This is a genomic window from Stappia sp. 28M-7 (assembly GCF_014252955.1).
Taxonomy (GTDB): Bacteria; Pseudomonadota; Alphaproteobacteria; order Rhizobiales; family Stappiaceae; genus Stappia.
In genome coordinates this window covers 2436377-2458904 of sequence record NZ_JACMIA010000001.1, presented here as the reverse complement: position 1 = coordinate 2458904, position 22528 = coordinate 2436377, and the positions used below count along the sequence as shown (strand labels likewise).

The window sequence follows — 22528 nt, the reverse complement described above, 5'->3', positions numbered from 1 at the left end:
GCCGATGTTCTCGCGGATCTTCATCAACCGGCCGAAATTCGCGCTGGTCATCTCGATCGTCATCACGATCGCCGGCGCGCTTGGCTACATGTCGCTGCCGGTCGAGCAGTTCCCCAACATCACCCCGCCGGTGGTCAACGTCTCCGCCAGCTATACCGGCGCCAGCGCACAGGTGCTGGAAGAGACCGTCGCCGCGCCCATCGAGGCCGAGGTGAACGGCGTCGACAACATGCTCTACATGTCGTCGAACAGCTCCGACAACGGCAGCTACTCGCTGAACATCGTCTTCGATGTCGGCACGGATCCGGACATCGCTGCGGTCAACGTGCAGAACCGCGTCTCGCAGGCAACCAGCGTGCTGCCGGCCGACGTCACCCGCAGCGGCGTGACCGTGCAGAAGGCCAGCACCAACATGCTGCTGGTCGTGACGCTGTATTCGCCCAACCGCACCTATGACGAGCTGTTTCTCGCCAACTACGCCTCGATCAACCTCAAGGATTCGCTTGCCCGCGTGAAGGGCGTGGGCAAGGCCGACGTGCTGACCGACTTTGCCTATGGCATGCGGATCTGGCTCGATCCGAATCGGCTCGCGGCCCTGTCGATGACGCCGTCGGACTTCATCGCGGCGATCCAGGACCAGAACCTCCAGGTCGCGGCCGGCCAGATCGGCGCGCCGCCGGCGCCCGACGGGCAGCAGTTCCAGTACACCGTGCGGGCGCAGGGGCGCCTGTCGACGGTCGAGGAGTTCCGCAACATCGTGCTGCGGACCGGCGACGACGGGGCCCTGGTGCGCATCGGCGATGTGGCCCGGGTCGAGCTCGGGTCGCAGTTCTACGCGGCGAGCGGACGCTATGACGGCAATCCGGCGACCGTGCTTGCGGTCTACCAGGCGCCGGGCGCCAACGCGCTTGCCGTTGCCGAGGGCGTCAGGGCGCGGCTGGAGGAACTGTCCAAGGCCTTCCCGGAAGATGTCGCCTACGACATTCCCTTCGACACGACCGAGTTCGTCGAGCGCTCGCTCGACGATGTGGTCATGACCTTGATGATGACCTTCGCGCTCGTGGTCGCGGTGGTCTTCGTGTTTCTCGGCAACTGGCGGGCGACGATCATCCCGACCGTCGCCATTCCCGTCTCGCTGATCGGTACATTCGCGGTGCTGCTGCTGGCGGGCATGTCGCTCAACACGATCAGCCTGTTCGCGCTGGTGCTGGCCATCGGCATCGTCGTCGACGACGCCATCATCGTGGTGGAGAATGTCGAGCGCATCATCGCGGAGGAGGGCCTGTCGGCCAAGGAAGCGACCGAGAAGGCGATGGCGCAGATCACCACGCCGGTGATCGCGACCACCCTGGTGCTGCTCGCCGTATTCGTGCCGACGATCTTCATGCCCGGCATCACCGGACGGCTCTATTCGCAGTTCGCCGTGACGATCTCGGTCTCGGTGGTGATTTCCTCGATCAACGCGCTGACCCTGTCGCCGGCCCTGTGCGGCCTGGTGCTGAAGGCGCGCTCCGGCCCGCCGCGCGGGCTGCTGGCAGTCTTCGAAAAGGGAATTGGCCACGCCCGCGACGGCTATGTCGGCGTCGTGTCGCGCCTGCTTCCCCGGTCGTTCCTCGGTCTTGTCGGCGTTGCCGGTGCCATTGCGCTGATCGTGGTGATGAGCGGCCGCCTGCCGCAGGGCTTCCTGCCGCTGGAGGATCAGGGCTACCTGATGGTCGATGTGCAGTTGCCGGACGGTGCTGCGCTGCCGCGCACCACGGAGATCACCGACCGGATGGAGGAGATGCTGGAAGGTGTCGACGGCATCCAGCACATCATCATGGTCAACGGCTTCTCGATCCTCAATTCGGGCCTTTCGCCGAATGCGGGCATGGTCATCGTCAAGCTGAAGCCCTGGGGCGAGCGCACGACGCCGGAGCTGAGCGCCGACGGGATCCTCGCCAGGCTCTGGGCGACGTTCGCGACGATTCCCGGGGCCAATATCATCGCCTTCAACGCGCCGCCGATTCCCGGGCTCGGCACCACCGCCGGCGTCGAGATGAAAGTCCAGCAGACCGGCGGCGGCACGCCGCAGGACCTGTCCTCGGCGGTCGGCTCGCTGGTCTACACCGCCAACCAGCAGCCCTCCATCGCCCAGGCCTATTCCACCTTCCGGGCGAACGTGCCGCAGCTCTTCGTCAATCTCGACCGCGAGCGGGCGAAGCTGCTCGGCATCAGAATCTCGGATGTCTTCCAGACGCTTCAGGCCTATCTCGGCGGATACTACGTCAACGATTTCAACCTGTTCGGCCGTGTTTATCGTGTGATGATTCAGGCGGAAGGCGCGCTTCGCGACCGGGCCGACGATATCGCGCAGCTGCATGTGCGCAACGAGACGGGAGAGATGGTCCCGCTGCGCTCGATCGTCAGCGTAGAGAACGTGCTCGGTCCGCAGATTCTGAACCGCTACAACATGTTCCGCTCCGCCTCCGTCAATGCCGCTCCCAAAGCCGGCATGTCCACCGGCGACACGATCACGGAAATGGAGCGGGGCGCGGCCGAGGCGCTGCCGTCCGGCTACACCTACGAGTGGACCGGCTCGGCGCTGCAGCAGCAGGGGGCGGGGGCCGTGGTGGTCATCGTGCTGATGCTGTCGATCCTGTTCGCCTATCTCTTCCTGGTTGCCCAGTACGAGAGCTGGTCGATGCCGCTGGCGATTCTGATGTCGGTGACGGTGGCGTTGCTGGGGGCTTTCGCCGCGGTGGCGGCCACGGGGAGCGACGTCAATCTCTACACCCAGATCGGCATGATCATGCTTGTCGGCCTTGGTGCCAAGAACGCCATCCTGATCGTCGAGTTCGCGATGGAGGAGCGGGAAAAGGGCAAGTCGATCATTGCTGCGGCTCGCGAGGCTGCGCATCTGCGGTTCCGTGCGGTGATGATGACGGCGCTGGCCTTCCTGCTGGGCGTCGTTCCGCTGGTCACCGCGAGCGGCGCCGGTGCGGCCAGCCAGAAGGCCATCGGATTCGCGGTGTTCGGCGGCATGCTGTTCGCCACGACCTTGGGCGTTGTGCTGATCCCCGTGCTCTATGTGGTCATGCAGATCCTGCGCGAACGCCTCAAGGGGATCTATGCCGGAGCCGATGTCGCCCGGGACGAGACCAAGCCTGCGTGAGCGGCAAGGCGAGGGCGGTTATCCACCCTTGCCAATTCGCCTCTTGTCACGCCGGGCGCACATTGTTACAGGAACGCGCGTGTGAGCCTGTAGCTCAGTTGGTAGAGCAACTGACTTTTAATCAGTAGGTCCAGGGTTCGAGCCCCTGCGGGCTCACCAAAATCTTCCGCAGCGCGGCGGCCTCGAGAAACGGTCGAGACCGCCAAACGCGCGGGGGAATTCTGGTGGGCACCATTGCCGCCGGACTTGCTGTACCGCCTCGGCATTTCCTCTCTTTCCAAGCGCCTTGCCGCCATCTGACTCGGATCCGACATGCTGGATGCGGGGCTTGTTGAGCGTTTGCTCACCGGCTCGATTGGAAAACCCTTCCTTCATGATGTAGAGTTACGCTTGGGAATGACGGGAGCGATGTCCCGGCGCCGGCCTTGTCCGGACCGGCCACGCGCATCGTCTATCGACCATCCTGCCGATGCTGTGTACAACTGTTGGCAGGGGCAAGTGATCATCACAACGACGGAACGGACGCACGAGACGATGTCTGACACCTCCGGCGGAAACAGCACGGCAGAGTATGAGTTCCTGAGGGGGCACATCGCTGCGACCATGGCACTCATCCATGGGCTGATCGCGCAAGGTGCGCTCGACCGTCAGGCGCTCGACGACTACTTTACCGATTACCTCAGCCGTCTGCCGCACACGCGCGAAACGCTTGCCTTGCGTCTGGTCATAGATCAGTGGCGCCAGGGCCTTCGCGAGGGGCAGGACGAGGCGCAGCTGCGTCGCAATTTCCTCGAAGTGATCTCCGGCGGCAAAAGCGGCGACTGAAGTCTTGCTGCACTAGTGCCGCCGCGGCCGATGCGCGGACGCGCCGATTGTCTGCAAGATATCGCAAGAATGTCCTGCAATCTTCCAGACGGCCTCTCTCCATTTTTTCCAGAACCTCTACAGGGGGTTGGAAGACCGTCCACTTTCGGTCTAACCTGACTTTCCGCATTTTCGCGGGAAGGCTGTGGCAGTCCTGTCCAGCTCACGCGCCAGAAGCGAGGAGAGGAGGCGGTTGTTCGTGCGAAGGCAGCTTTCGAGACTGCCGGCAGGCGGCGCGATCCGATGCAGGATCGAGCCCTGTGCGCGAATGCCGGTCCCGTGTAACGGGCCCACGATCTTCCTGAACCGCTTTGAAACGGGAGGCCCGTCCTGACGGCTTTTCCCTGCGTGTCGCACGAAACCGCTGCCTATCACGGGAGGCACCATATGAAACTCTTCAAGTCATTGACCCTTGGTACGATGCTCGCCGGCGCCATGGCGCTGTCCGGCACGGCCCAGGCCGAGACCTTCATCACCATCGGCACCGGCGGCCAGACCGGCGTCTACTACCAGGTCGGTGGCGCTATCTGCCGTCTGGTCAACCGTGGTTCGGCCGAGCACGACATCAAGTGCACGCACACGACCGGCGGCTCGGTATCCAACATCAACGGCATCCGCGCCGGCGACCTCGACATGGGCGTCGCCCAGTCGGACTGGCAGTACCACGCCTATAACGGCACGGCCCCCGACACGTTCCCGGATGGCAAGTTCGAGGAGCTGCGTGCGGTCTTCTCCGTGCATCCGGAGCCGTTCACCGTGGTGGCGCGCGCCGATTCCGGCATCAAGACCTTCGACGACCTGAAGGGCAAGCGCGTCAACATGGGCGATCCGGGCTCGGGCGCCCGCGCCACCTTCGAGGTGGTGATGGACAAGATGGGCTGGAGCGCCTCGGACTTCTCGCTCGCCGCCGAGCTGAAGTCGGCCGAGCAGTCGGCCGCACTGTGCGACAACAAGATCGACGCCATCGTTTTCACCGTCGGCCACCCGGCGGGAACGATCAAGGAGGCCACCACCTCCTGCGACTCGCGCCTGATCAACGTCGACAATGACGTCATCCGCAAGCTCGTCGACGACAACCCGTTCTACTCCATGGCGACCATTCCGGCCGGCATGTATGCGGGCACCGACGAGGACACCACCACCTTCGGCGTGGGCGCGACCTTCGTCTCCTCGACCAAGACCTCGCCGGACGTCATCTACGCGGTGACCAAGGCGGTGTTCGAGAACTTCGGTCGCTTCAAGCAGATGCATCCCGCCTTCGAGAACCTGAAGGAAGAGGACATGATCAAGAACAACCTCTCGGCACCGCTGCACGAGGGGGCAGAGCGCTACTACAAGGAGCGCGGCTGGATGTAATCCAGGTTCCGGGCCGGCGCGGTTCCTTCGCGCCGGCCCATTTTCTTCCGGATTGCGCTCGGGCAACTCCGCCTGATGCGACAAGGTAAAGGTCGAACCTGTGGGGGGCTCATGAGCGAAGGCACGAACAAGGGACAACTGAGCGCGTCCGAGCTTGAGGACCTGGTTGCCTCGACCGATACGGGCGGACGCAACCCGGCCAACCGGCAGGTTGCGATGCTGATTGCCGGCGTCGCGCTGGCCTGGTCGCTGTTCCAGATCTGGATCGCCTCGCCGCTGCCCTACAGTCTGGGCATCGGCGTGTTCTCGAGCCGCGAGGCGCGGCCGATCCATCTCGCCTTCGCGCTTTTCCTCGCCTATCTCGTCTTTCCCGCCTTTCGCAATTCTCCGCGGCGCTCCGTGCCGATCGCCGACTGGGCGCTGGCCATCGGCGCCACGGCCTGTGCGCTGTATCTCTTCGTTTTCGACACCGCGTTGATCAAGAGCCTGATGGGCTCGCGACTCGCCGACCGCCCGAACAATCCGAACAGCACCGACGTCGTCGTCGCCGTGCTGGGCATCCTGTTCCTGCTGGAGGCAACGCGCCGCGCTCTCGGTCCGCCCCTGATGATCGTCGCGATCGTCTTCCTCGGCTACACGTTCCTGGGGCCCTATGCGCCCGGTCTGCTTGCCTGGAAGGGCGCGAGCTTCAACGCTGTCGCCTTCCACCAGTGGCTGTCGACGGAGGGCGTCTTCGGCATCGCGCTCGGCGTTTCCACCGATCTCGTCTTCCTGTTCGTGCTGTTCGGCGCCTTGCTCGACAAGGCGGGAGCGGGCAACTACTTCATCAAGGTGGCATTCTCGCTGATGGGCCATTTCAGCGGCGGTCCGGCAAAGGCTGCGGTCGTCGCTTCCGGCATGACAGGCCTCATTTCCGGCTCGTCCATCGCCAATGTGGTGACCACCGGCACCTTCACGATCCCCATGATGCGCCGTGTCGGCTTCTCGCCGGAAAAGGCCGGCGCCGTCGAGGTGGCCTCGTCGGTCAACGGCCAGATCATGCCGCCGGTGATGGGCGCCGCCGCCTTCCTGATGGTCGAATATATCGGCATCTCGTATTTCGAGGTGGTCAAGCACGCCTTCATCCCGGCGATCATCTCCTACATCGCTCTGGTCTACATCGTGCACCTGGAAGCGATGCGGAAGGGCATGGAGGGGCTGCCGCGGGCGAGCGAGCCCAAGCCGCTGAAATGGGCGTTGATCTCCTTCGGCGTGACGATTTCGGTGATGCTGGCGATCGCGGGAGGCATCTACTACCTGTTCGCCGCCTTCGAGGCGCTCGGCAGTTCGCAGAACCGTCTGTTCGCGATCCTGATCGTCCTCGGGCTCATTGCTTGCGTTCTGGCCCTGCTGCGCTCGCGGGCCGGCGAGGACACGCGCATGCGCGTCCTGTCGACCGGTGCGCTGGTGATCGGCGTTGCCGCCATCGCGTCCTTCGGCCTGTTCTTCTTCATGGACGTGCTGTCGCGACTGGCCGGCGATGCGACCCAATGGGCGGTCGCGGTGCTCCTCCTGGCCGTCTATGTGGGGCTCGTGCGGTATTGCGCGCAGTTTCCCGACCTGGAGATGGACGATCCGAACGTGCCGGTGGTGCGGCTGCCGGAGCCGGGGCCGACGGTCAAGTCTGGCCTGCACTTCCTGCTGCCGGTCTTCGTGCTGATCTGGTGCCTGATGGTTGAGCGGCTGTCGCCGTCGCTTTCGGCGTTCTGGGCGGCGATGCTGATGATCTTCATCCTGCTCACCCAGCGTCCGCTCTTCGCCTATTTCCGCAAGGAGCCGACGGAAGGAACGGTGGCGCGCGGCTGGTCGGAGCTGATCGACGGCATGATCGCCGGCGCGCGGAACATGATCGGCATCGGCATCGCCACGGCGGCGGCGGGCATCATCGTCGGTGCGGTGTCGCAGACGGGCGTCGGCGCGGTGCTGGCGGCGCTGGTGGAGTTCCTCAGCCAGGGGCAGATCCTGCTGATCCTGATCTTTACCGCGATCCTCAGCCTGATCCTGGGCATGGGCCTGCCGACGACGGCGAACTACATCGTCGTTTCCTCGCTGCTGGCGCCGGTTATCGTCGCGCTGGGGCAGCAGAACGGGCTGATCGTGCCGCTGGTGGCGGTGCATCTGTTCGTGTTCTATTTCGGCATCATGGCGGATGTGACGCCGCCGGTGGGGCTTGCCTCATTCGCGGCGGCGGCGGTCTCGGGCGGCGATCCGATCCGCACCGGTTTCGTGGCGTTCTTCTATTCGCTGCGCACCGCGCTGCTGCCGTTCCTGTTCATCTTCAACACCGACATCCTGCTGATCGACGTGACGCCGCTGGAGGGCGTCATCGTCTTCATCGTTGCAACCGCCGCGATCCTGATATTCACGGCCGGAGCGCAGGGGTATTTCATCGTCCGCTCGCGGCTTTGGGAATCGGCGGTGCTGATCCTGGTGGCGTTCACGCTGTTCCGTCCCGGCTTCTGGATGGATCTCACCGTCGCGCCCTATGAATCGGTCAATCCGACGAGCCTCGTCGAGACGCTCGAGCGGGCAGCGCCAGGTACGGAGCTGCGTGCGACCGTGGCGGGCATGAACGATGTCGGCGACCCGATCACTCTGACGATGATGATCCCTGTCGGCGATCAGCCGACAGGGATCGACCGGCTCGATGCCTTCGGGCTGCAGGTGCTGGAGCAGGACGGCAAGCTGATCGTCGACGGTGCGACCTACGATTCGCCCGCCCAGCAGGCCGGCTTCGACTTCGATCAGGTGTTCCAGACGCTCGACATGCCCAACAACCAGCCGCCGCGCGAGCTGTTCTACATCCCGGCGCTGCTGCTGCTGGGCCTGGTCTATATGCTGCAGCGTGGCCGCAAGCGGCATCAGATGGAAGACAAGCGGCAGAAGGCCGGCAAGGAGGCGACCGCATGAGCTCGATGTTCAAGCACATTCTTGCCTGTATCGATCTCGGCGACGTGCCGACTTCGGCCAAGGTGATCACTGCGGCGATGGAGACGGTGGGGGCGGACGACACGCTGCATGTCTTCACCGCCGTGCCGGATTTCGGCCGCAGCATCGTCGGCTCGTTCTTCCCGGACGACTACGAGAAGTCGGCGATCCAGAAGACGCGCGACGCGCTGCACGGCTTCATCGATACGCATGTGCCCAAGGGGACGCGGGTGCAGGCAGTGATCGGCCACGGCAATATCTACGAGGAGATCCTCGTTGCCGCCGACAAGGTGGGGGCCGACCTCATCGTCATCGGCTCGCACCGGCCGGAGCTGAAGGACTATCTCCTGGGTCCGAATGCGGCACGCGTGGTTCGCCACGCGCAGGTGTCGGTGCTGGTCGTGCGCGAGCGCTGAGGCGCGGCCAAGGCGAGCGCACGGAGTAGGAAGGCATAGGGCGGTGCGCGGTCACGCGTGCCGCCTTGTCGCATCCGGCGTCAGGTGCCGTGCGAGCCGCGCTGGCCGAACAGGCCCATGATGCTGCCCTCGATCAGCCAGGCGAGGCCGAGGCGGGCGCCGATTGCGATGGAAATCAGCACCAGCGGCGCGGAGAGGGCCAGCACCGAAGCGGCGGTGATGCCCTGGCCGATGGTGCAGCCGAAGGCGAGAATGCCGCCGGTTCCCATCAGGAACGCGCCGACCATGTGGCGCCGCAGTTCGCGCACATCGTCGCATGCCTCCCAGCGGAATTCGCGCTTGAACAGGGCGCCGGCAAGCGCACCGAAAGTGACACCGAAAACCGAGCCGATGCCGAAGGTCAGCGTCGCGCCGCTATAGGTCATCACGTAGACCAGCGCGTCGCCGAGCGGACGCACGAAGGTGAAGGATTCCAGTTTCTGCGGCTCGAACGGATTGCTGCCGAGTAGGCCGGTGGCGAGCCATCCGCCGGTGACTGCAAGGCCGACGGCGATGCCGCTGACGACCAGACGCGTTTCGGATCGGAAGGTGCCGTCGCGCAGGGCCCAGGCCGCCAGGAGGCCGGCGACGACGAGCCCCAGCGCCGCGCCCGTCTCGATGCCGAGCATCGTGTCGAGGATATCATCCAGCGCCGTGCCGCCCAGCGAGGCCAGCGACAGCGTGAACGGATCGATCAGGATCTGTCGCAGCACGCCGGTGACCCCGCGCATCGCCATGTAGGCGGAGACCGCCATGACGAGAAACGTCACGACAGAGCGCAGGTCGCCGCCGCCGATGCGGGCGAGGGTGCCGAACCCGCAGGTGCCGACGAGCGCCATGCCGATGCCGAACATCAAGCCGCCGGCAATCGCGCCGAGCCAGGGGAGGGTGGAGGGAAGGTAGATCGAGCGGGCCGGATCGATATGGCCGAAGGCGATGGCGATCTGGGTCAGCGCCAGCGCGACGGCTATTGCCAGCGCCCAGCTGCGCAGCCGGCGCAAGTCGCCGCCGAGAAACGCGTCCTCGAGCGCGCCCATGGTGCAGAACCGGCCGACACGCGCGGCAAGGCCCAGCACCACGCCGCCAGCAAAGCCGCACAGCGCCATGACCAAGGATGTCTGCATCTCCATCGGCCGCGCCTCCCCTTCGCGTACGACTGGATTTATCGATTGCTTTCCTTCGGCGGCCCGTCGCCCGCCGAAGGCCGTTCGGCCCGGATCAGTCCCGGCAGAAGACGGTGTAGACCGCCTCGATGATCTGGCGGGCATCGTCGTTTGCCAGACGGTAGTAGACGGTCTTTCCCTCGCGCCGGGTGGTCACCAGCTTGTCCATTCTCAACCGCGCAAGCTGCTGGGAAACGGTCGGCTGACGCAGCGAGAGCAGGGCCTCCAGCTCCGTGACGGATTTTTCCCCCTCCGCCAGGATGCACAGGATGAGCAAGCGGCTCTCGTGAGCGATCGCCTTCAGGAAGTCGCTCGCGGTCTTCGCGCGATCAACGATCCTGTCGAGATCGTCCGAACACTCGAGGTCCTTGATTCCCGGAAGTGCCAAATGCGTGTCCCTTGTCGTCGGCCCGCTCGCGCGTGGCGCGGGCGGAAAAGTTGTGCTGCTCAGTATACAGGGCTCGGGTGCGTATCGCATCCGCTCGCAGGTCAGCCGGCGGCGGGCCGCTCCTGCGTATCGTCTGCGGACGGTCGCAACTCCTCGATCATCCGGCCGAGAAGGCCCCAGAAGAAGTCTTCTCCCGGATAGCCGCGAATGCGGCCGATCTCGCGTCCGTCCTCGATCAACGCGAAGCTCGGTGTGAACCGCTCGCCCTTCATCCACGCCAGATCATCGGGCATCGGTTCGTGGATGTCGACGCGACGAAGTGGCGCCTGCCGGCCTTCCTCGGTCTTCGGGTAGATCGGCCCGATCTCCGCGTGCCAGCGGGCGCACCACTCGCAGCCCTTCTGTTCGAACATGACGAGTTCGGCCGCGCGCGCCTGCGGAGCGGCGAAAACAGCAAGGGCCGTCACCAGAATCAGGGTCAGTTTCATGGCCGGCCAGCGCATCGTCATTCTTCCTGCTCGCCAAAAGGTGAGGGGACACGTCTATCCCGCGAGCCTATACCAAAACAAGTGGATCATATGCGAAAAGGGGAATACGAGTTGAGGCAAGGGGTCACATTGCCGTGTAGCGTGTATCCGTTATGCCGGGCGATATCAGTTCGCCGCTCACCTCGGCGTCCCACCCGGTCCCAGACAGCAAGCAGGTAGGCTCATGTTTCAGGACGTCACAGTCATCGGCGCGTTTTTCGCAGGCCTCCTCTCCTTCGTCTCTCCCTGCGTGCTGCCGCTGGTTCCGCCCTATCTCGGCTTTCTCGCCGGCGTCTCCCTCGACGAGCTGACGGGCGAGGGCGAGGAGGAAAAGGCGGATCCGCGCAAGGTGTTCTTTGCATCGCTTGCTTTCGTCCTGGGCTTCTCGACGGTCTTCGTGGCGATGGGGGCCAGCGCCTCCTTCATCGGCCAGTTCGTCACGCAGCACATCCAGGTGCTCGGCTATGTCGCAGGCGCGGCGATCATCGTGATGGGCCTTCACTTCCTAGGCGTCTTCCGCATCGGCCTGCTGTACCGGGAGGCGCGCGTGCATGTGGAGCGAAAGCCCGCCGGCTTGCTCGGCGCCTATGTGATCGGCCTTGCCTTCGCCTTCGGCTGGACGCCCTGCGTCGGGCCGATACTGGCGGCGATCCTGTTCGTTGCCGGCACCGAGGAATCCGTATTGCAGGGAGCCGTCCTGCTCGGCTCCTATGCCTTGGGGATCGGCGTGCCGTTCCTGATTGCGGGCCTGTTTGCCGGCCCGTTCATGCGGTTCATGCGTCGCTTCCGCAAGCATATGGTGACGGTGGAGCGGGTGATGGGCGTGTTCATGATCGTCACCGGCGTTGCCTTCATGACCGGCCAGATGGCCCGTTTTTCCTTCTGGCTGCTCGAAACGTTTCCCGCTCTTGCCGTCATCGGCTAAGCTGGTGCCGCATCCTGGGGGGAATGCGGTCGCATCAATGTATTCTCATAAATGAATATGTGAATTGATTGCCTTTCCCGATGGTGCTACGGTTTCATCAGGTCGGTTGAATCGACCGCCAAGAAGACAAGGCCGGGAACGCGGCCTGACGCTGGCGCAAGCCGGTCAGAGGGAAGGAAAACAGCCCATGAGCCTCTTTCGTAGGGGTATGACGGCCGCGTGCGTCCTGCTTGCAGGCGTTGCAGCGGCTGCTGCCGAAGACATCGTGTCCTACGAAGTTGTCGACGGAACCATTCCGAAATCGCTGACAGGCGTTCCCGGTGATCCGGCCGCCGGCCGCAAGGCGGTGATTGACCGCCGGCTCGGCAACTGCGTCGCCTGCCATACGGCGACGGAACTGTCCGACCAGCAATTCCACGGCGAGGTCGGCCCGCCGCTCGACGGCGTAGCCGATCGCTGGGACGAAGCCACCCTGCGCATGATCATCGTCAACCCGAAGATGGTCTACGAGGGCACCGTGATGCCGGCCTTTTATCGCAATGACGGTTTCCACCGGGTGGCAGAGAAATTCGCCGGAAAGACCATCATGACCGCGCAGCAGGTCGAGGATGTGGTCGCCTATCTGATGACGCTCAAGGATTAAGCCGCGGACGCCGGACGGGCTGCCGCGACCAGTCGATCTTTCGCGAGGAACTCAAGATGAACATGACACGACGCCAGGCGCTGGCCCTGGGTGCGGGAGCCGCCGTTCTCGGAATGACCGGGCTGCCGCGCTTCGCATCGGCGGAAGACGCCAAGGTGCAGGCGGCGATCGACGCCTTTGCCGGCGGTGCCTCCATCGAGACGGGCACCGTTTCGCTGTCCGCGCCGGAGATCGCCGAGAACGGCAACACCGTGCCGATCGGCGTTTCCGTCGACAGTCCGATGACCGAGGCCGACCACGTGACCTCCGTCATGCTGCTGGCGGCCGGTAACCCGCAGCCGGGCGTGGCGACGTTCCACTTTACGTCCATGTCGGGTTCGGCGGATGCCACCACCCGTATGCGGCTTGCCAAGACGCAGGACGTGATCGCGCTGGCCAAGACGTCGACGGGCAAGGTCTTCATGGACCGCAAGACCGTCAAGGTGACGATCGGCGGCTGCGGCGGCTAAGCCCGCCGGCCTGCATCCATTCTTCTACATTCATCGCCAGCAGGAGCGCGAGATGTCCAGTTCCAAGCCCCGCGTCAAGGTGCCGAAGACGGCGTCCAAGGACGAGGTCATCCAGATCAAGACCCTCATTTCCCACAAGATGGAATCCGGCCAGCGCAAGGACGACCAGGGGAATGTCATTCCGCGGTCGATCATCAACAAGTTCACCTGCGAGTTCAACGGGAAGACCGTCTTCTCCTGCGATCTCGAGCCTGCGATCTCGGCCAATCCTTACCTGGAATTCAGCGCCAAGGTGCCGGAGACGGGCACGTTCAAGTTCACCTGGGTGGACGATGACGGCTCGGTCTATTCCAGCGAATCCAAGATCACCGTCGAGTAAGGCGGCCCCTGCCGGCGATGGGGGTCGCCGGTGGACATTCGAACGGCAGAAGGCGGGTTGGCAGCTCGCATCACAGGGGGAGGCATATGAAGAAACTTGCGGGCACACTTATCGCCGGCACGGCCGCTATCGCGGTCCTGGCGACGGGAGCCGCGATCGGTGACGAGACCGAGATGCCGAGCATCGACGGTACGACCATCGTCACGCGGGTGGCGCCGCCCGAGGGACACCCCCTGAGCGAGGTGATCTCCGGCTTCGAGTTCAGGACCAAGGAAACCCAGGACCTCGAACTCGACGACTTCAACAACCCCGGCTTCCTGATGGTCGAGCAGGGCGAGGCGCTCTGGTCGACGGTCGAGGGCAGCGCAGGCAAGTCCTGCGAAAGCTGCCATGGCGATGCCTCCGAAAGCATGAAGGGCGTGCGCGCCTCCATGCCGAAATGGAGCGAGGCTGCCGGCAAGCCGATGGCGCTGGAGCAGTATGTCAACGCCTGTCGGACCGAGCGCATGGGCGCGGATGCCTGGAAATGGGAATCCGACCAGATGCTGGGCATGACGGCTTATGTCGGCCTGCAGTCCCGCGGCATGCCTGTCGCGCTCGACCTCAAGGCGGGCGACATGCAGAGCTGGTGGGACAAGGGCAAGGAGATCTACTACACCCGCAGCGGTCAGTTGGATCTCGCCTGCGCCAGTTGCCACGAAAGCAACTACGGCAACTATATCCGCGCCGACCACCTCAGCCAGGGGCAGTCCAACGGCTTCCCGACCTACCGGCTGAAGTGGCAGAAGATGGGCTCGCTGCATCGTCGTCTCAAGGGCTGCATGGCGGATGTCCGTGCCGAGCCTTACGACGTGGGATCGGACGAGTTCGTCGCGCTGGAGACCTATCTCGCCTGGCGCGGGACGGGCCTTTCGGTCGAGACGCCCGCGGTGCGCAACTAGGCGCAACCCGGATCCGGGGCGGCGCGTGCCGCCCCGATCAGTGCCGAAAACAGACATGTCCCGTTCGCGCCCCCGCGGCGCAACTGCTCCGCTTTGCCCACAGCCGGGCGACAGCGGCGAACGACCCGGAGTGGATGAGCGAGCATGATTTCGCGGCGTGAGTTCCTGATGGCGGCGGTGGCCGCCGGTGCCCTGACCAGCGGTTCCGGCTTCGGCCAGTGGGCGCGGCTGGCGGCCCAGCAGAGCCTGAGCCAGGACGACCTCCTATCGTTCCGGCCGCTCGGCAATGTCACCCTCGTGCATCTGACGGACATCCATGCCCAGTTGATGCCGGTCTATTTCCGCGAGCCGTCGACCAATCTGGGCGTCGGCGAGGTGAAGGGCCTGCCGCCGCATGTGACCGGCGAGGATTTCCTCAAGCTCTACAACCTGCAGCCGGGCTCTCCGGAAGCCTATGCGCTGAGCTCGGTCGACTTCGATTCCCTGTCGCGCGCCTATGGCCGGATGGGCGGTGTCGACCGTATCGCCACCGTGCTGAAGTCGATCCGCGCCGAGCGCGAAGACCGGATGCTGTTCCTCGACGGCGGCGACACCTGGCAGGGCAGCTATACCTCGCTGAAGACCGGCGGCATGGACATGATCGAGGTCATGAACGCGCTGGCGCCCGACGCCATGACCGGCCATTGGGAGTTCACCTATGGCGCGGAGCGCGTCAAGGAACTGGTCGAGGGACTTCCCTATGCCTTCCTCGGCAGCAATATTCGCGACACCGAATGGGACGAGGCGGTCTTCGAGCCCTATCGCATCTTCGAGCGCGGCGGGATCAAGGTCGCCGTAATCGGCCAGGCCTTCCCCTACACGCCGGTCGCCAATCCGCGCTGGATGATGCCCGACTGGTCGTTCGGCATCCGCGAGGAGGAGGTTCAGGCCAATATCGACGCGGTGCGCGCGGAAGGTGCGGAGCTCGTCGTCCTGCTGTCGCATAACGGCTTCGACGTCGACCGCAAGCTGGCGAGCCGGGTCACCGGCCTCGACGTGATCCTCACCGGCCACACGCATGATGCGCTGCCCGAGCCGGTGAAGGTGGGCAAGACGCTCCTGGTCGCCACCGGCTCCAACGGCAAGTTCGTCTCGCGCCTCGATCTCGATGTGCAGGGCGGCGAGGTGAAGGACTTCCGCTACCGGCTGATCCCGATCTTCTCGGACGTCATCGCGCCGGACGCGGAGATGGCGGCGCTGGTGGAAAAGGTCCGCGCACCCTATGCGGACGAGCTTGCGCGCGAACTGGCGACGACCGAAACGCTGCTCTACCGGCGCGGCAACTTCAACGGCACGTTCGACGATCTCATCTGCGATGCCCTGCTGGAGCAGCGCGAGGCGCAGATCGCCCTGTCGCCGGGCTTCCGTTGGGGGACGTCGGTTCCGGCCGGCAAGCCGATCACCGTCGAGGACCTGCACAACGCAACCTCGATGACCTATCCGGCGGCCTACCGCTCTGAGATGACCGGCGCGATGCTGAAGGACATTCTCGAGGACGTGGCCGACAATCTCTTCAATGCCGATCCCTACTACCAGCAGGGCGGCGACATGGTGCGCGTCGGCGGCATGGCTTATTCGATCGATCCCACCAAGGAGATCGGCAGCCGGATTTCCGACATGACGATCATCGCCGACGGCTCAGCCGTCGAGGCCAGCAAGAGCTATGTGGTGACCGGCTGGGCCAGCGTAAACGAGGGGACGGAAGGCCCGGCGATCTGGGATGTGGTCGAGGCCCATCTGAAGGATCGCGGCACGGTCACGCTGGAGCCGAACCGCGCCGTGCGCGTCACCGGAATCTGAGAGAACGGATGCGGAGTACAGCTCCGCCCTTAATGTTCAATCATATGAAATCGCGTATCTGAAAAGATGCCTGCGGAGGACGAGATGAAAAAAACACCAGGACCTGAGGGCGTGCTGGCAAACCCGGGCCGCCGGTCGCTTCTGAAGGCGGGCCTTGCCGCCGGCGGACTGGTCGCGACAGGCGGTCTTGCCCGTGCCTCGGAGGTCAATCCCGACAACCTGCCGCCGAATGTCGCCGATTGGAGCCGCTATCTGGGCGCGGGCGTGGATGCGGCGCCCTACGGCATGCCTTCCGAGCATGAGGCGCATGTCGTGCGTCGCAGCGTCGAATGGCTGACGGCCTCGCGCGAGAGTTCGGTGAACTTCACGCCGCTGCACGAGCTGGACGGCATCATCACTCCGAACGGCCTGTGCTTCGAGCGTCATCACGGCGGCGTGGCCGATGTCAATCCGACCGACTACCGGCTGATGATCAACGGTCTGGTCGATACGCCGCTGGTCTTCACGCTGGACGACCTGAAGCGCTTCCCGCGCGAGAACCGGCTGTACTTCCTGGAATGCGCTGCCAATTCCGGCATGGAGTGGCGCGGTGCCCAGCTGAACGGCTGCCAGTTCACCCACGGCATGGTCCATTGCGTCATGTATACGGGCGTGCCGCTGAAATACCTGCTGGAAGAGGCGGGGGTGAAGACCAACGGCCGCTGGATCATGCCGGAGGGCGGAGATTCCGCCGGTATGAACCGCTCGATCCCGATGGAAAAGGCGCTCGACGACTGCATGGTCGCGTTCAAGATGAACGGCGAGGCGCTGCGCCCCGAACAGGGCTATCCCGCACGCCTGGTGGTGCCGGGCTGGGAAGGCAACATGTGGGTCAAGTGGCTGCGCCGCATCGAGGTGGGCGACGAGCCGTGGCATGCTCGCGAGGAGACGTCGAAATACACGGACCTGCTGGAAAGCGGCAAGGCGCGGCGCTTTACCTGGGTGATGGACACCAAGTCGGTGATCACCAATCCGAGCCCCCAGGCGCCGATCCTGCACGGCCGCGGCCAGACGGTCCTGACGGGCCTTGCCTGGTCGGGCAACGGGCGGATCACCCGGGTGGATGTGACCACCGACGGCGGGCGCAACTGGCACCAGGCACGGATCGACGGGCCGAGCCTGCCGAAGGCGCTGCATCGCTTCTACTACGAGTTCGATTGGGACGGGTCGCCGCTGCTGCTGCAGTCGCGCGCCTATGACGATGCGGGCTTCGTGCAGCCGACCAAGGACGAACTGCGCGCGGCGCGCGGCACCAACTCCATCTATCACAACAATGGTATCCAGACCTGGGAGGTCAAGGCCAACGGGAGCGTTGAAAATGTCGAGATCTCTTAAGTCCGCCGCTCTGATCCTGTCGCTTGTTCTTGCGGGAGCGATGCCCGCGAGCGCCGGGAAGCTCGGCCTTGGAACGCCGGCCACTCCCGAAGAGGTCGCCGGCTGGGACATCGACGTGCGCCCGGACGGGCAGGGGCTGCCGGAGGGACGGGGAACCGTTGCCGAGGGCGAAGCCATCTTCTCCGAGCAATGCGCGGTTTGCCATGGCGATTTCGGCGAGGGGGCGGGCCGTTGGCCGGTTCTGGCTGGCGGAAACGGGTCGCTGTCGTCGCACGATCCGGTGAAGACGATCGGCTCCTACTGGCCGTATCTGTCGACCGTCTACGACTACATCTACCGGGCCATGCCCTTCGGGAATGCGCAGAGCCTTTCGCCCGATGAAACCTATGCTATCGTCGCGTATCTTCTCTATCTGAACGACGTCGTGACGGATGAGGAGTTTGAGCTCTCGAAGGAGAATTTCAGCTCGATCAAGATGCCTAACGAGGATGGGTTCATCGACGATACGCGTTCGGAAGAGCCGATGAAGGCGACAGCCGAGCTGTGCATGACGGATTGCAAGACGGATGTGAAGGTCACCAAGCGGGCCCGCATCATCGACGTGACACCGGAGGACGAAGAGGCCGCCGGCATGTCCGTCGACTAGACGGTCTGCCCGGGCGGCGGGCCACGCGTATTTCTCGTCACCTTGGGAGGGGGAGTGCGAGAATGGGAATGAGCGGCGTTCGGCTCTGCGTGCTGGGCATTGCGCTGGCGGTTGCCTGGGCAGGGAGCCAGCTTTCGGCCCAGGCCCGAGACGAGCTGGTGGTGCAGGGAAGCAAGCTGTTCCGCCAATGCCAGTCCTGCCATCAGGTCGGGCCGAAGGCCCGGCACGCGGTCGGCCCCTATCTCAACAATATCTTCGGTCGCCGGGCCGGCACCCTCGAAGGGTTCCGCTATTCCGACGCCATGGAACAGGCCGGGCAGGGCGGTCTCGTCTGGGACGAGGGCGCCCTGTCCCGTTTCATCGCCGATCCGTCCGGCGTGGTGAAGGGGACGCGGATGAAGTTCCGCGGTCTCAAGGTCGAGGCCGATCGGAAGGCGCTCGTTGCTTTCATCCGGCAGCATTCGCCGGGTCCTGCCAACATTCCCGAAACGCCGCCGACCGCGCCTGTTCATGCCTCGGCAGGCGATCCCGATCTGCCCGAGCACATCCTGTCGATCGCGGGGGATCCAGCCTATGGCGAATACCTGTCCAGCGAGTGCGTGACCTGCCACCAGGCGAGCGGCGAGGACAAGGGCATTCCCTCCATCACCGGCTGGCCGGTGCGCCGCTTCGTGACGGTCCTGCATGCCTACAGGTCGAAGCACCGGGAAAACCCGGTGATGCGCTCCGTGGCCGCGAGCCTGACGGACGAGGAAATCGCCTCGCTTGCGGTCTATTTCGAAACGCTTGAGTGAGGAGCAAGGACGAGGGTAACTTTGGGTTGAAAATTCAAGGGAAGCCCGCAAAGCGGGAACGGGAGGAGCAAGACATGGGGATCACACGGCGAGGGTTTGCGAAAGGGACTGCGGCGATTGCCGGTGCGGGGCTGCTGACGGGAATGGGGCGTGCGGCCTATGGCCAGGCGCGGCCCAAGGTCGTGGTGATCGGCGGCGGCGCCGGCGGCGCGACGACAGCCCGCTATCTGGCGAAGGACAGCAAGGGGGCCATCGATGTCACCCTGATCGAGCCTACCAAAGCCTATTACACCTGCTTCTTCTCCAATCTCTATCTCGGCGGCTTCCGTTCGCTTGAGTCCATCGGCCACACCTACGACAAGCTGGCCTCCGACTTCGGCGTGAATGTCGTTCATGACTGGGCCGTCGGTATCGACCGCGACGCGAAGACCGTGTCGCTCGCCGGCGGGGGGACCGTTCCCTACGACAAGCTGGTAGTCGCGCCGGGTATCGACCTCATCTACGACAGCGTGCCGGGCTATTCGCTGGAAGCCGCTTCGCTGATGCCTCACGCCTGGAAGGCGGGAACCCAGACCGCGCTCCTGAAGAACAAGATCGCGGCGATGCGCGAGGGCGGAACCTTCGCCATGGTGGCGCCGCCCAATCCCTATCGCTGTCCGCCCGGGCCGTATGAGCGCATCTCCATGGTCGCGCACCTGCTCAAGACTTCCAATCCGACGGCAAAGCTCGTGGTGATCGATCCCAAGGAGGCGTTCTCCAAGCAGGCGCTGTTCATGGAGGGCTGGGAGAAGCACTATCCCGGTATGGTGGAGTGGCTGCCCGCGTCCATCCATGGCGGCATCGAGAGCGTCAATCCGGAAACGGGCGAGATCGTCACCGGCCTCGATACGATCAAGGCGGATGTGGCCAACGTCATTCCGGCGCAAAAGGCCGGGCGGATTGCCGAGGCGGCGGGTCTAACCAACGAGAATGGTTTCTGCGCCATCGAACCGGCGACGCTGCAGAGCAAGGTGGACCCGAACATCCATGTGATCGGCGATGCCTGCATCGCCGGCGATATGCCCAAGTCCGCTTTCTCCGCCAACAGCCAGGCGAAGGTCGCGGCCATGGCGATCCGGGCGGACCTGACCGGATCGAGCAAGTTCCCGCCGCGGTTCTCCAACACGTGCTGGAGCCTCATTGCGACCGACGACGGCGTGAAGGTGGGCGCGAGATACGAAGCCGGCGAAGACAAGATCGCCTCGGTCGACAGCTTCATCAGCCAGACCGGCGAGGATGCGGCTTTGAGGAAAACGACCTACGAGGAATCGGTCGGCTGGTACGAGGGCATCACCGCCGACATGTTCGGCTGAGCCTCGAGTGCTTGCAGTCAGGGAAGCTTCAGCCGCCGGGCCGAAAGCCCGGCGGCTTTTTCGTTTCAGTCCAGCCGGTTATTCGGCGCCGGGAAGCCGTTTGTGCGGCAACAGGCGCATGGTCGATGCGGGGAGCAACGCGGCGATCCTCCGCCACAATGCCGCGGGCGCGGTTGCGAGCAGAAGACCGGCCATCACCAAAAGAAAGCCGGCAAAATGATAGCCGTGCAGCTCCTCTCCAAGGAAGATCACGGCCATGAGCACACCGTAGGGGGGCAGCAGGTACATGAACAGTCCAGCGGTCGAGGGGCCGACCACCGCGATGCCATGCTGGAAACAGTAGAAGGCCAGCACGGAGGAGATGGAGGCGAGGCCGAAAATAGACAGCCAGGCGTCGAAAGAGGCGGGGAAATGCCCGGTGTCGGCGATCTCGACCAGCGTGAAGGGAGCAAGCGTCACGACGCCTGCGAAAGCCAGGGCCGCGAACAGCGACATCGTCGGGATGGAGGAGAGCGTGCTGCGCTTCAGCAGCACCGAATAGATCGCCCAGCTCAGGGCTGCGATGGCGAAGATCACATCGCCCGCATTGAAGCGGAGGGCAAACAGCTGGGCCAGAGATCCCTTCACCACGATGGCGACGACGCCGAGGATGGCGAGGACAATGCCGATGGCTTCGCGCCGACCGATGGCGCGACCGCGAAACAGCCACTCCAGCACCAGGATCAGAATCGGTGACGAGGTGTAGATCAGCGTTCCGTTGGTGGCGCTGGTGTAGCGCAGCGCGAAATAGACGCCGGCACCGCAAAACCACATCCCGAGCAGGCCCATCAGGCCGATCAGGTCCCAGTTCCTGACGATGTCGCGGCCATGTGTCTTGAGGCCGGGCCATGCGAAGGGCAGGAGGATCAAAAGGGCGACGAGCCAGCGAAGGAAGGCGAGCGTCCACGGTTCCACCGTATCGGCGGCGGCGCGGCCGATGACGATGTTGGACGCGAAGAACAGCGGCATGACGAGAAGCAGGGCAAAAGCCCGCTGCCGGACATTCGTGGGATCAAACATGGAAAGCCTGAGCTGGGGAGGGGCAGCCGCTCGAAACGCGCCGCAGGCACGTCTCTAACGTTGCTCGGCGCGGTCCTGTGGGAACGGCACGGGCCGGCAACTGATACCCTCGTCAGCGATGTGGACGCAAGTCGCCGCTGCATCGGCGGCGTTGGGGTAGGGACCGACATAAAGCCTTACGCCCTTGCCGTCCTCTTCGGGCACGATCCGGCTGACCAGCTGCGCCGGCAGATCCTTGCGCGCCGCGCGCAGGCCCGTCCAGGCTTCCTCGGCCGCGCTCTGCGAGGCATGCAGGCCGAGATCTATGCCGAAATCCGTGCGCTGGATCCGGTCTCCGCTGTCGGAGGCGATGTGACCGGCCGCGTTCCGCACCGAAAGACCGGGTTCCTCGGCGGCGGGAGCCTGTTCTTCGGGAGCGGGAATGGATGCGGTGGTAACCGCTTCGCCGGGTACCGGCAAGGCGACGATGCGAACCGGCTCGCGCAAGGTTTCGGGCAGCACCGCTTCAATCAGATTTTTGGATTCAGCACCCTCTTTTGCCGGCAAATCATCTGCGATGGGGGCGGAGGGCCGCGGCTCGGCCAGCCTTGCGTTTGGTGCCGGCACTGTCTCGACGGGCGTTGCCGCTCCGGCGCGGGCGTCGACCGCCGCATCCATGTCCTGGCGGAAGTTGCGGGAGGAGGTGTTCGTCTCCGCGTCCTCCCTGCGCTCGGCAAGGATTTCGCCGCGTTCGTGCATGATGGACATGGCGCGGCGCAACGCGGCGACCTCGCGGCGCAGCGTCTCGAGTTCGGCCTGCATCAGGCGGCGTGCTTGTGCGCTCTCGACACCACCGTCCGACGGGTAGACCTCGATCTCGCCAGGCTTGCGCGGGGTGATCGAGGCGGTCCGCCCGACCTCACCCGGCGGGGGCAGCAACGTCGCGCCGGCGTGGCGGCCGTCAAAGGGCGATTCCTGTGCAAGGAAAACCGATGCAGCGCCAACAACAGCAAAAAGCATCGCGCCGCCGCCCCACAGGGCAACTGATCGCGTGTCGCCGGATATCCGAACCGGCCTTTTTCCCTTGCTCGCCTTCAGCGGTTTCACGCCGCGTATCCTGCGCCTGCCTCGTCTCTCACCAGAGAACGCCGAACATGGTTAACAAGGCCTGAAGTTTCTGTCGACACAAAGGGTTTTGGGCAACTTTGCCGAGA

At 64.6% G+C, this 22528-nt stretch carries 20 protein-coding genes and 1 tRNA gene; 16 read left to right on the top strand and 5 right to left on the bottom strand.

Features of this window, described 5'->3' with window-relative positions; all coding sequences use genetic code 11:
- The first annotated feature begins 4 nt into the window (after positions 1 to 4).
- From H7H34_RS10800 to H7H34_RS10775, 6 genes are all read left to right on the top strand, one after another.
- Entirely contained in the window at positions 5 to 3154 is a 3150-nt protein-coding gene (locus H7H34_RS10800; protein WP_185925192.1) for an efflux RND transporter permease subunit, read from the top strand.
- An 83-nt stretch (positions 3155 to 3237) separates the two neighbouring features.
- A tRNA-Lys gene (locus H7H34_RS10795) sits at positions 3238 to 3313 on the top strand.
- Between the two features lie 153 nt (positions 3314 to 3466).
- On the top strand, positions 3467 to 3979 hold the full coding sequence (locus H7H34_RS23300; protein WP_209006201.1) for a hypothetical protein: 513 nt from the start codon (positions 3467 to 3469) through the stop codon (positions 3977 to 3979).
- Between the two features lie 426 nt (positions 3980 to 4405).
- Entirely contained in the window at positions 4406 to 5374 is a 969-nt protein-coding gene (locus tag H7H34_RS10785) for a TAXI family TRAP transporter solute-binding subunit (protein ID WP_120267896.1), read from the top strand.
- Between the two features lie 111 nt (positions 5375 to 5485).
- Positions 5486 to 8323 carry a TRAP transporter permease gene (locus H7H34_RS10780; protein ID WP_120267897.1) on the top strand — a complete coding sequence of 946 codons (2838 nt, stop codon included), beginning with the start codon at positions 5486 to 5488 and terminating at the stop codon, positions 8321 to 8323.
- Positions 8320 to 8757, top strand: a complete 438-nt coding sequence (locus H7H34_RS10775) for a universal stress protein (protein WP_244953759.1) — start codon at positions 8320 to 8322, stop codon at positions 8755 to 8757. Before H7H34_RS10780 ends, H7H34_RS10775 begins: the two co-directional genes overlap by 4 nt.
- Before the next feature lie 80 nt (positions 8758 to 8837).
- Here the strand turns inward: H7H34_RS10775 and H7H34_RS10770 are convergent, their stop codons facing one another.
- From H7H34_RS10770 to H7H34_RS10760, 3 genes are all read right to left on the bottom strand, one after another.
- Complete coding sequence (locus tag H7H34_RS10770; protein ID WP_120267899.1) at positions 8838 to 9926, bottom strand: YeeE/YedE family protein; 1089 nt, start codon at positions 9924 to 9926, stop codon at positions 8838 to 8840.
- A gap of 88 nt (positions 9927 to 10014) precedes the next feature.
- Positions 10015 to 10347, bottom strand: a complete 333-nt coding sequence (locus H7H34_RS10765; RefSeq protein ID WP_120267900.1) for an ArsR/SmtB family transcription factor — start codon at positions 10345 to 10347, stop codon at positions 10015 to 10017.
- A 101-nt stretch (positions 10348 to 10448) separates the two neighbouring features.
- Positions 10449 to 10835: a thioredoxin domain-containing protein gene (locus H7H34_RS10760; RefSeq protein ID WP_185926510.1), complete on the bottom strand. Its 387-nt coding sequence runs from the start codon at positions 10833 to 10835 to the stop codon at positions 10449 to 10451.
- Positions 10836 to 11058: 223 nt separating this feature from the next.
- On the opposite strand from H7H34_RS10760, the gene H7H34_RS10755 reads away from it, so the two are divergent.
- From H7H34_RS10755 to H7H34_RS10710, 10 genes are all read left to right on the top strand, one after another.
- A complete protein-coding gene (locus H7H34_RS10755) occupies positions 11059 to 11799 on the top strand; it encodes a cytochrome c biogenesis CcdA family protein (protein WP_120267901.1) in 741 nt (246 codons plus the stop codon).
- 187 nt (positions 11800 to 11986) lie between these two features.
- The gene (gene soxX, locus H7H34_RS10750) at positions 11987 to 12442 is read left to right on the top strand and encodes a sulfur oxidation c-type cytochrome SoxX (RefSeq protein WP_120267902.1); all 456 of its coding nucleotides are present in this window, start codon (positions 11987 to 11989) and stop codon (positions 12440 to 12442) included.
- A 56-nt stretch (positions 12443 to 12498) separates the two neighbouring features.
- The gene (gene soxY, locus H7H34_RS10745; protein ID WP_120268359.1) at positions 12499 to 12951 is read left to right on the top strand and encodes a thiosulfate oxidation carrier protein SoxY; all 453 of its coding nucleotides are present in this window, start codon (positions 12499 to 12501) and stop codon (positions 12949 to 12951) included.
- Between the two features lie 52 nt (positions 12952 to 13003).
- Positions 13004 to 13330 (top strand): thiosulfate oxidation carrier complex protein SoxZ, encoded by a 327-nt coding sequence (soxZ, locus tag H7H34_RS10740; RefSeq protein ID WP_120267903.1) that lies wholly within the window; start codon positions 13004 to 13006, stop codon positions 13328 to 13330.
- Between the two features lie 86 nt (positions 13331 to 13416).
- The gene (soxA, locus tag H7H34_RS10735) at positions 13417 to 14271 is read left to right on the top strand and encodes a sulfur oxidation c-type cytochrome SoxA (RefSeq protein WP_120267904.1); all 855 of its coding nucleotides are present in this window, start codon (positions 13417 to 13419) and stop codon (positions 14269 to 14271) included.
- Between the two features lie 144 nt (positions 14272 to 14415).
- Positions 14416 to 16110 carry a thiosulfohydrolase SoxB gene (gene soxB, locus H7H34_RS10730; RefSeq protein ID WP_185925191.1) on the top strand — a complete coding sequence of 565 codons (1695 nt, stop codon included), beginning with the start codon at positions 14416 to 14418 and terminating at the stop codon, positions 16108 to 16110.
- A gap of 84 nt (positions 16111 to 16194) precedes the next feature.
- Complete coding sequence (gene soxC, locus H7H34_RS10725) at positions 16195 to 17484, top strand: sulfite dehydrogenase (protein WP_185925190.1); 1290 nt, start codon at positions 16195 to 16197, stop codon at positions 17482 to 17484.
- Positions 17468 to 18130: a c-type cytochrome gene (locus tag H7H34_RS10720; RefSeq protein ID WP_120267907.1), complete on the top strand. Its 663-nt coding sequence runs from the start codon at positions 17468 to 17470 to the stop codon at positions 18128 to 18130. Before soxC ends, H7H34_RS10720 begins: the two co-directional genes overlap by 17 nt.
- A gap of 68 nt (positions 18131 to 18198) precedes the next feature.
- Entirely contained in the window at positions 18199 to 18924 is a 726-nt protein-coding gene (locus H7H34_RS10715; RefSeq protein WP_185925189.1) for a c-type cytochrome, read from the top strand.
- Positions 18925 to 18998: 74 nt separating this feature from the next.
- Positions 18999 to 20276, top strand: coding sequence for an NAD(P)/FAD-dependent oxidoreductase (locus H7H34_RS10710; protein ID WP_185925188.1), 1278 nt, complete (start codon positions 18999 to 19001; stop codon positions 20274 to 20276).
- Positions 20277 to 20354: 78 nt separating this feature from the next.
- Here the strand turns inward: H7H34_RS10710 and H7H34_RS10705 are convergent, their stop codons facing one another.
- Entirely contained in the window at positions 20355 to 21335 is a 981-nt protein-coding gene (locus H7H34_RS10705) for a DMT family transporter (RefSeq protein ID WP_209006200.1), read from the bottom strand.
- A 54-nt stretch (positions 21336 to 21389) separates the two neighbouring features.
- Positions 21390 to 22421 (bottom strand): SPOR domain-containing protein, encoded by a 1032-nt coding sequence (locus tag H7H34_RS10700; protein ID WP_185925187.1) that lies wholly within the window; start codon positions 22419 to 22421, stop codon positions 21390 to 21392.
- Positions 22422 to 22528 lie beyond the last annotated feature (107 nt).

What these genes read in the sequence shown, in the direction of transcription:
- H7H34_RS10800 (WP_185925192.1), top strand. Translation starts at nt 5, where the DNA reads ATGTTCTCGCGGATCTTCATCAACCGGCCGAAATTCGCGCTGGTCATC.
- H7H34_RS23300 (WP_209006201.1), top strand. Translation starts at nt 3,467, where the DNA reads ATGCTGGATGCGGGGCTTGTTGAGCGTTTGCTCACCGGCTCGATTGGA.
- H7H34_RS10785 (WP_120267896.1), top strand. Translation starts at nt 4,406, where the DNA reads ATGAAACTCTTCAAGTCATTGACCCTTGGTACGATGCTCGCCGGCGCC.
- H7H34_RS10780 (WP_120267897.1), top strand. Translation starts at nt 5,486, where the DNA reads ATGAGCGAAGGCACGAACAAGGGACAACTGAGCGCGTCCGAGCTTGAG.
- H7H34_RS10775 (WP_244953759.1), top strand. Translation starts at nt 8,320, where the DNA reads ATGAGCTCGATGTTCAAGCACATTCTTGCCTGTATCGATCTCGGCGAC.
- H7H34_RS10770 (WP_120267899.1), bottom strand. Translation starts at nt 9,926, where the DNA reads ATGGAGATGCAGACATCCTTGGTCATGGCGCTGTGCGGCTTTGCTGGC.
- H7H34_RS10760 (WP_185926510.1), bottom strand. Translation starts at nt 10,835, where the DNA reads ATGAAACTGACCCTGATTCTGGTGACGGCCCTTGCTGTTTTCGCCGCT.
- H7H34_RS10755 (WP_120267901.1), top strand. Translation starts at nt 11,059, where the DNA reads ATGTTTCAGGACGTCACAGTCATCGGCGCGTTTTTCGCAGGCCTCCTC.
- soxX (WP_120267902.1), top strand. Translation starts at nt 11,987, where the DNA reads ATGAGCCTCTTTCGTAGGGGTATGACGGCCGCGTGCGTCCTGCTTGCA.
- soxY (WP_120268359.1), top strand. Translation starts at nt 12,499, where the DNA reads ATGAACATGACACGACGCCAGGCGCTGGCCCTGGGTGCGGGAGCCGCC.
- soxZ (WP_120267903.1), top strand. Translation starts at nt 13,004, where the DNA reads ATGTCCAGTTCCAAGCCCCGCGTCAAGGTGCCGAAGACGGCGTCCAAG.
- soxA (WP_120267904.1), top strand. Translation starts at nt 13,417, where the DNA reads ATGAAGAAACTTGCGGGCACACTTATCGCCGGCACGGCCGCTATCGCG.
- soxB (WP_185925191.1), top strand. Translation starts at nt 14,416, where the DNA reads ATGATTTCGCGGCGTGAGTTCCTGATGGCGGCGGTGGCCGCCGGTGCC.
- soxC (WP_185925190.1), top strand. Translation starts at nt 16,195, where the DNA reads ATGAAAAAAACACCAGGACCTGAGGGCGTGCTGGCAAACCCGGGCCGC.
- H7H34_RS10720 (WP_120267907.1), top strand. Translation starts at nt 17,468, where the DNA reads ATGTCGAGATCTCTTAAGTCCGCCGCTCTGATCCTGTCGCTTGTTCTT.
- H7H34_RS10715 (WP_185925189.1), top strand. Translation starts at nt 18,199, where the DNA reads ATGAGCGGCGTTCGGCTCTGCGTGCTGGGCATTGCGCTGGCGGTTGCC.
- H7H34_RS10710 (WP_185925188.1), top strand. Translation starts at nt 18,999, where the DNA reads ATGGGGATCACACGGCGAGGGTTTGCGAAAGGGACTGCGGCGATTGCC.
- H7H34_RS10705 (WP_209006200.1), bottom strand. Translation starts at nt 21,335, where the DNA reads ATGTTTGATCCCACGAATGTCCGGCAGCGGGCTTTTGCCCTGCTTCTC.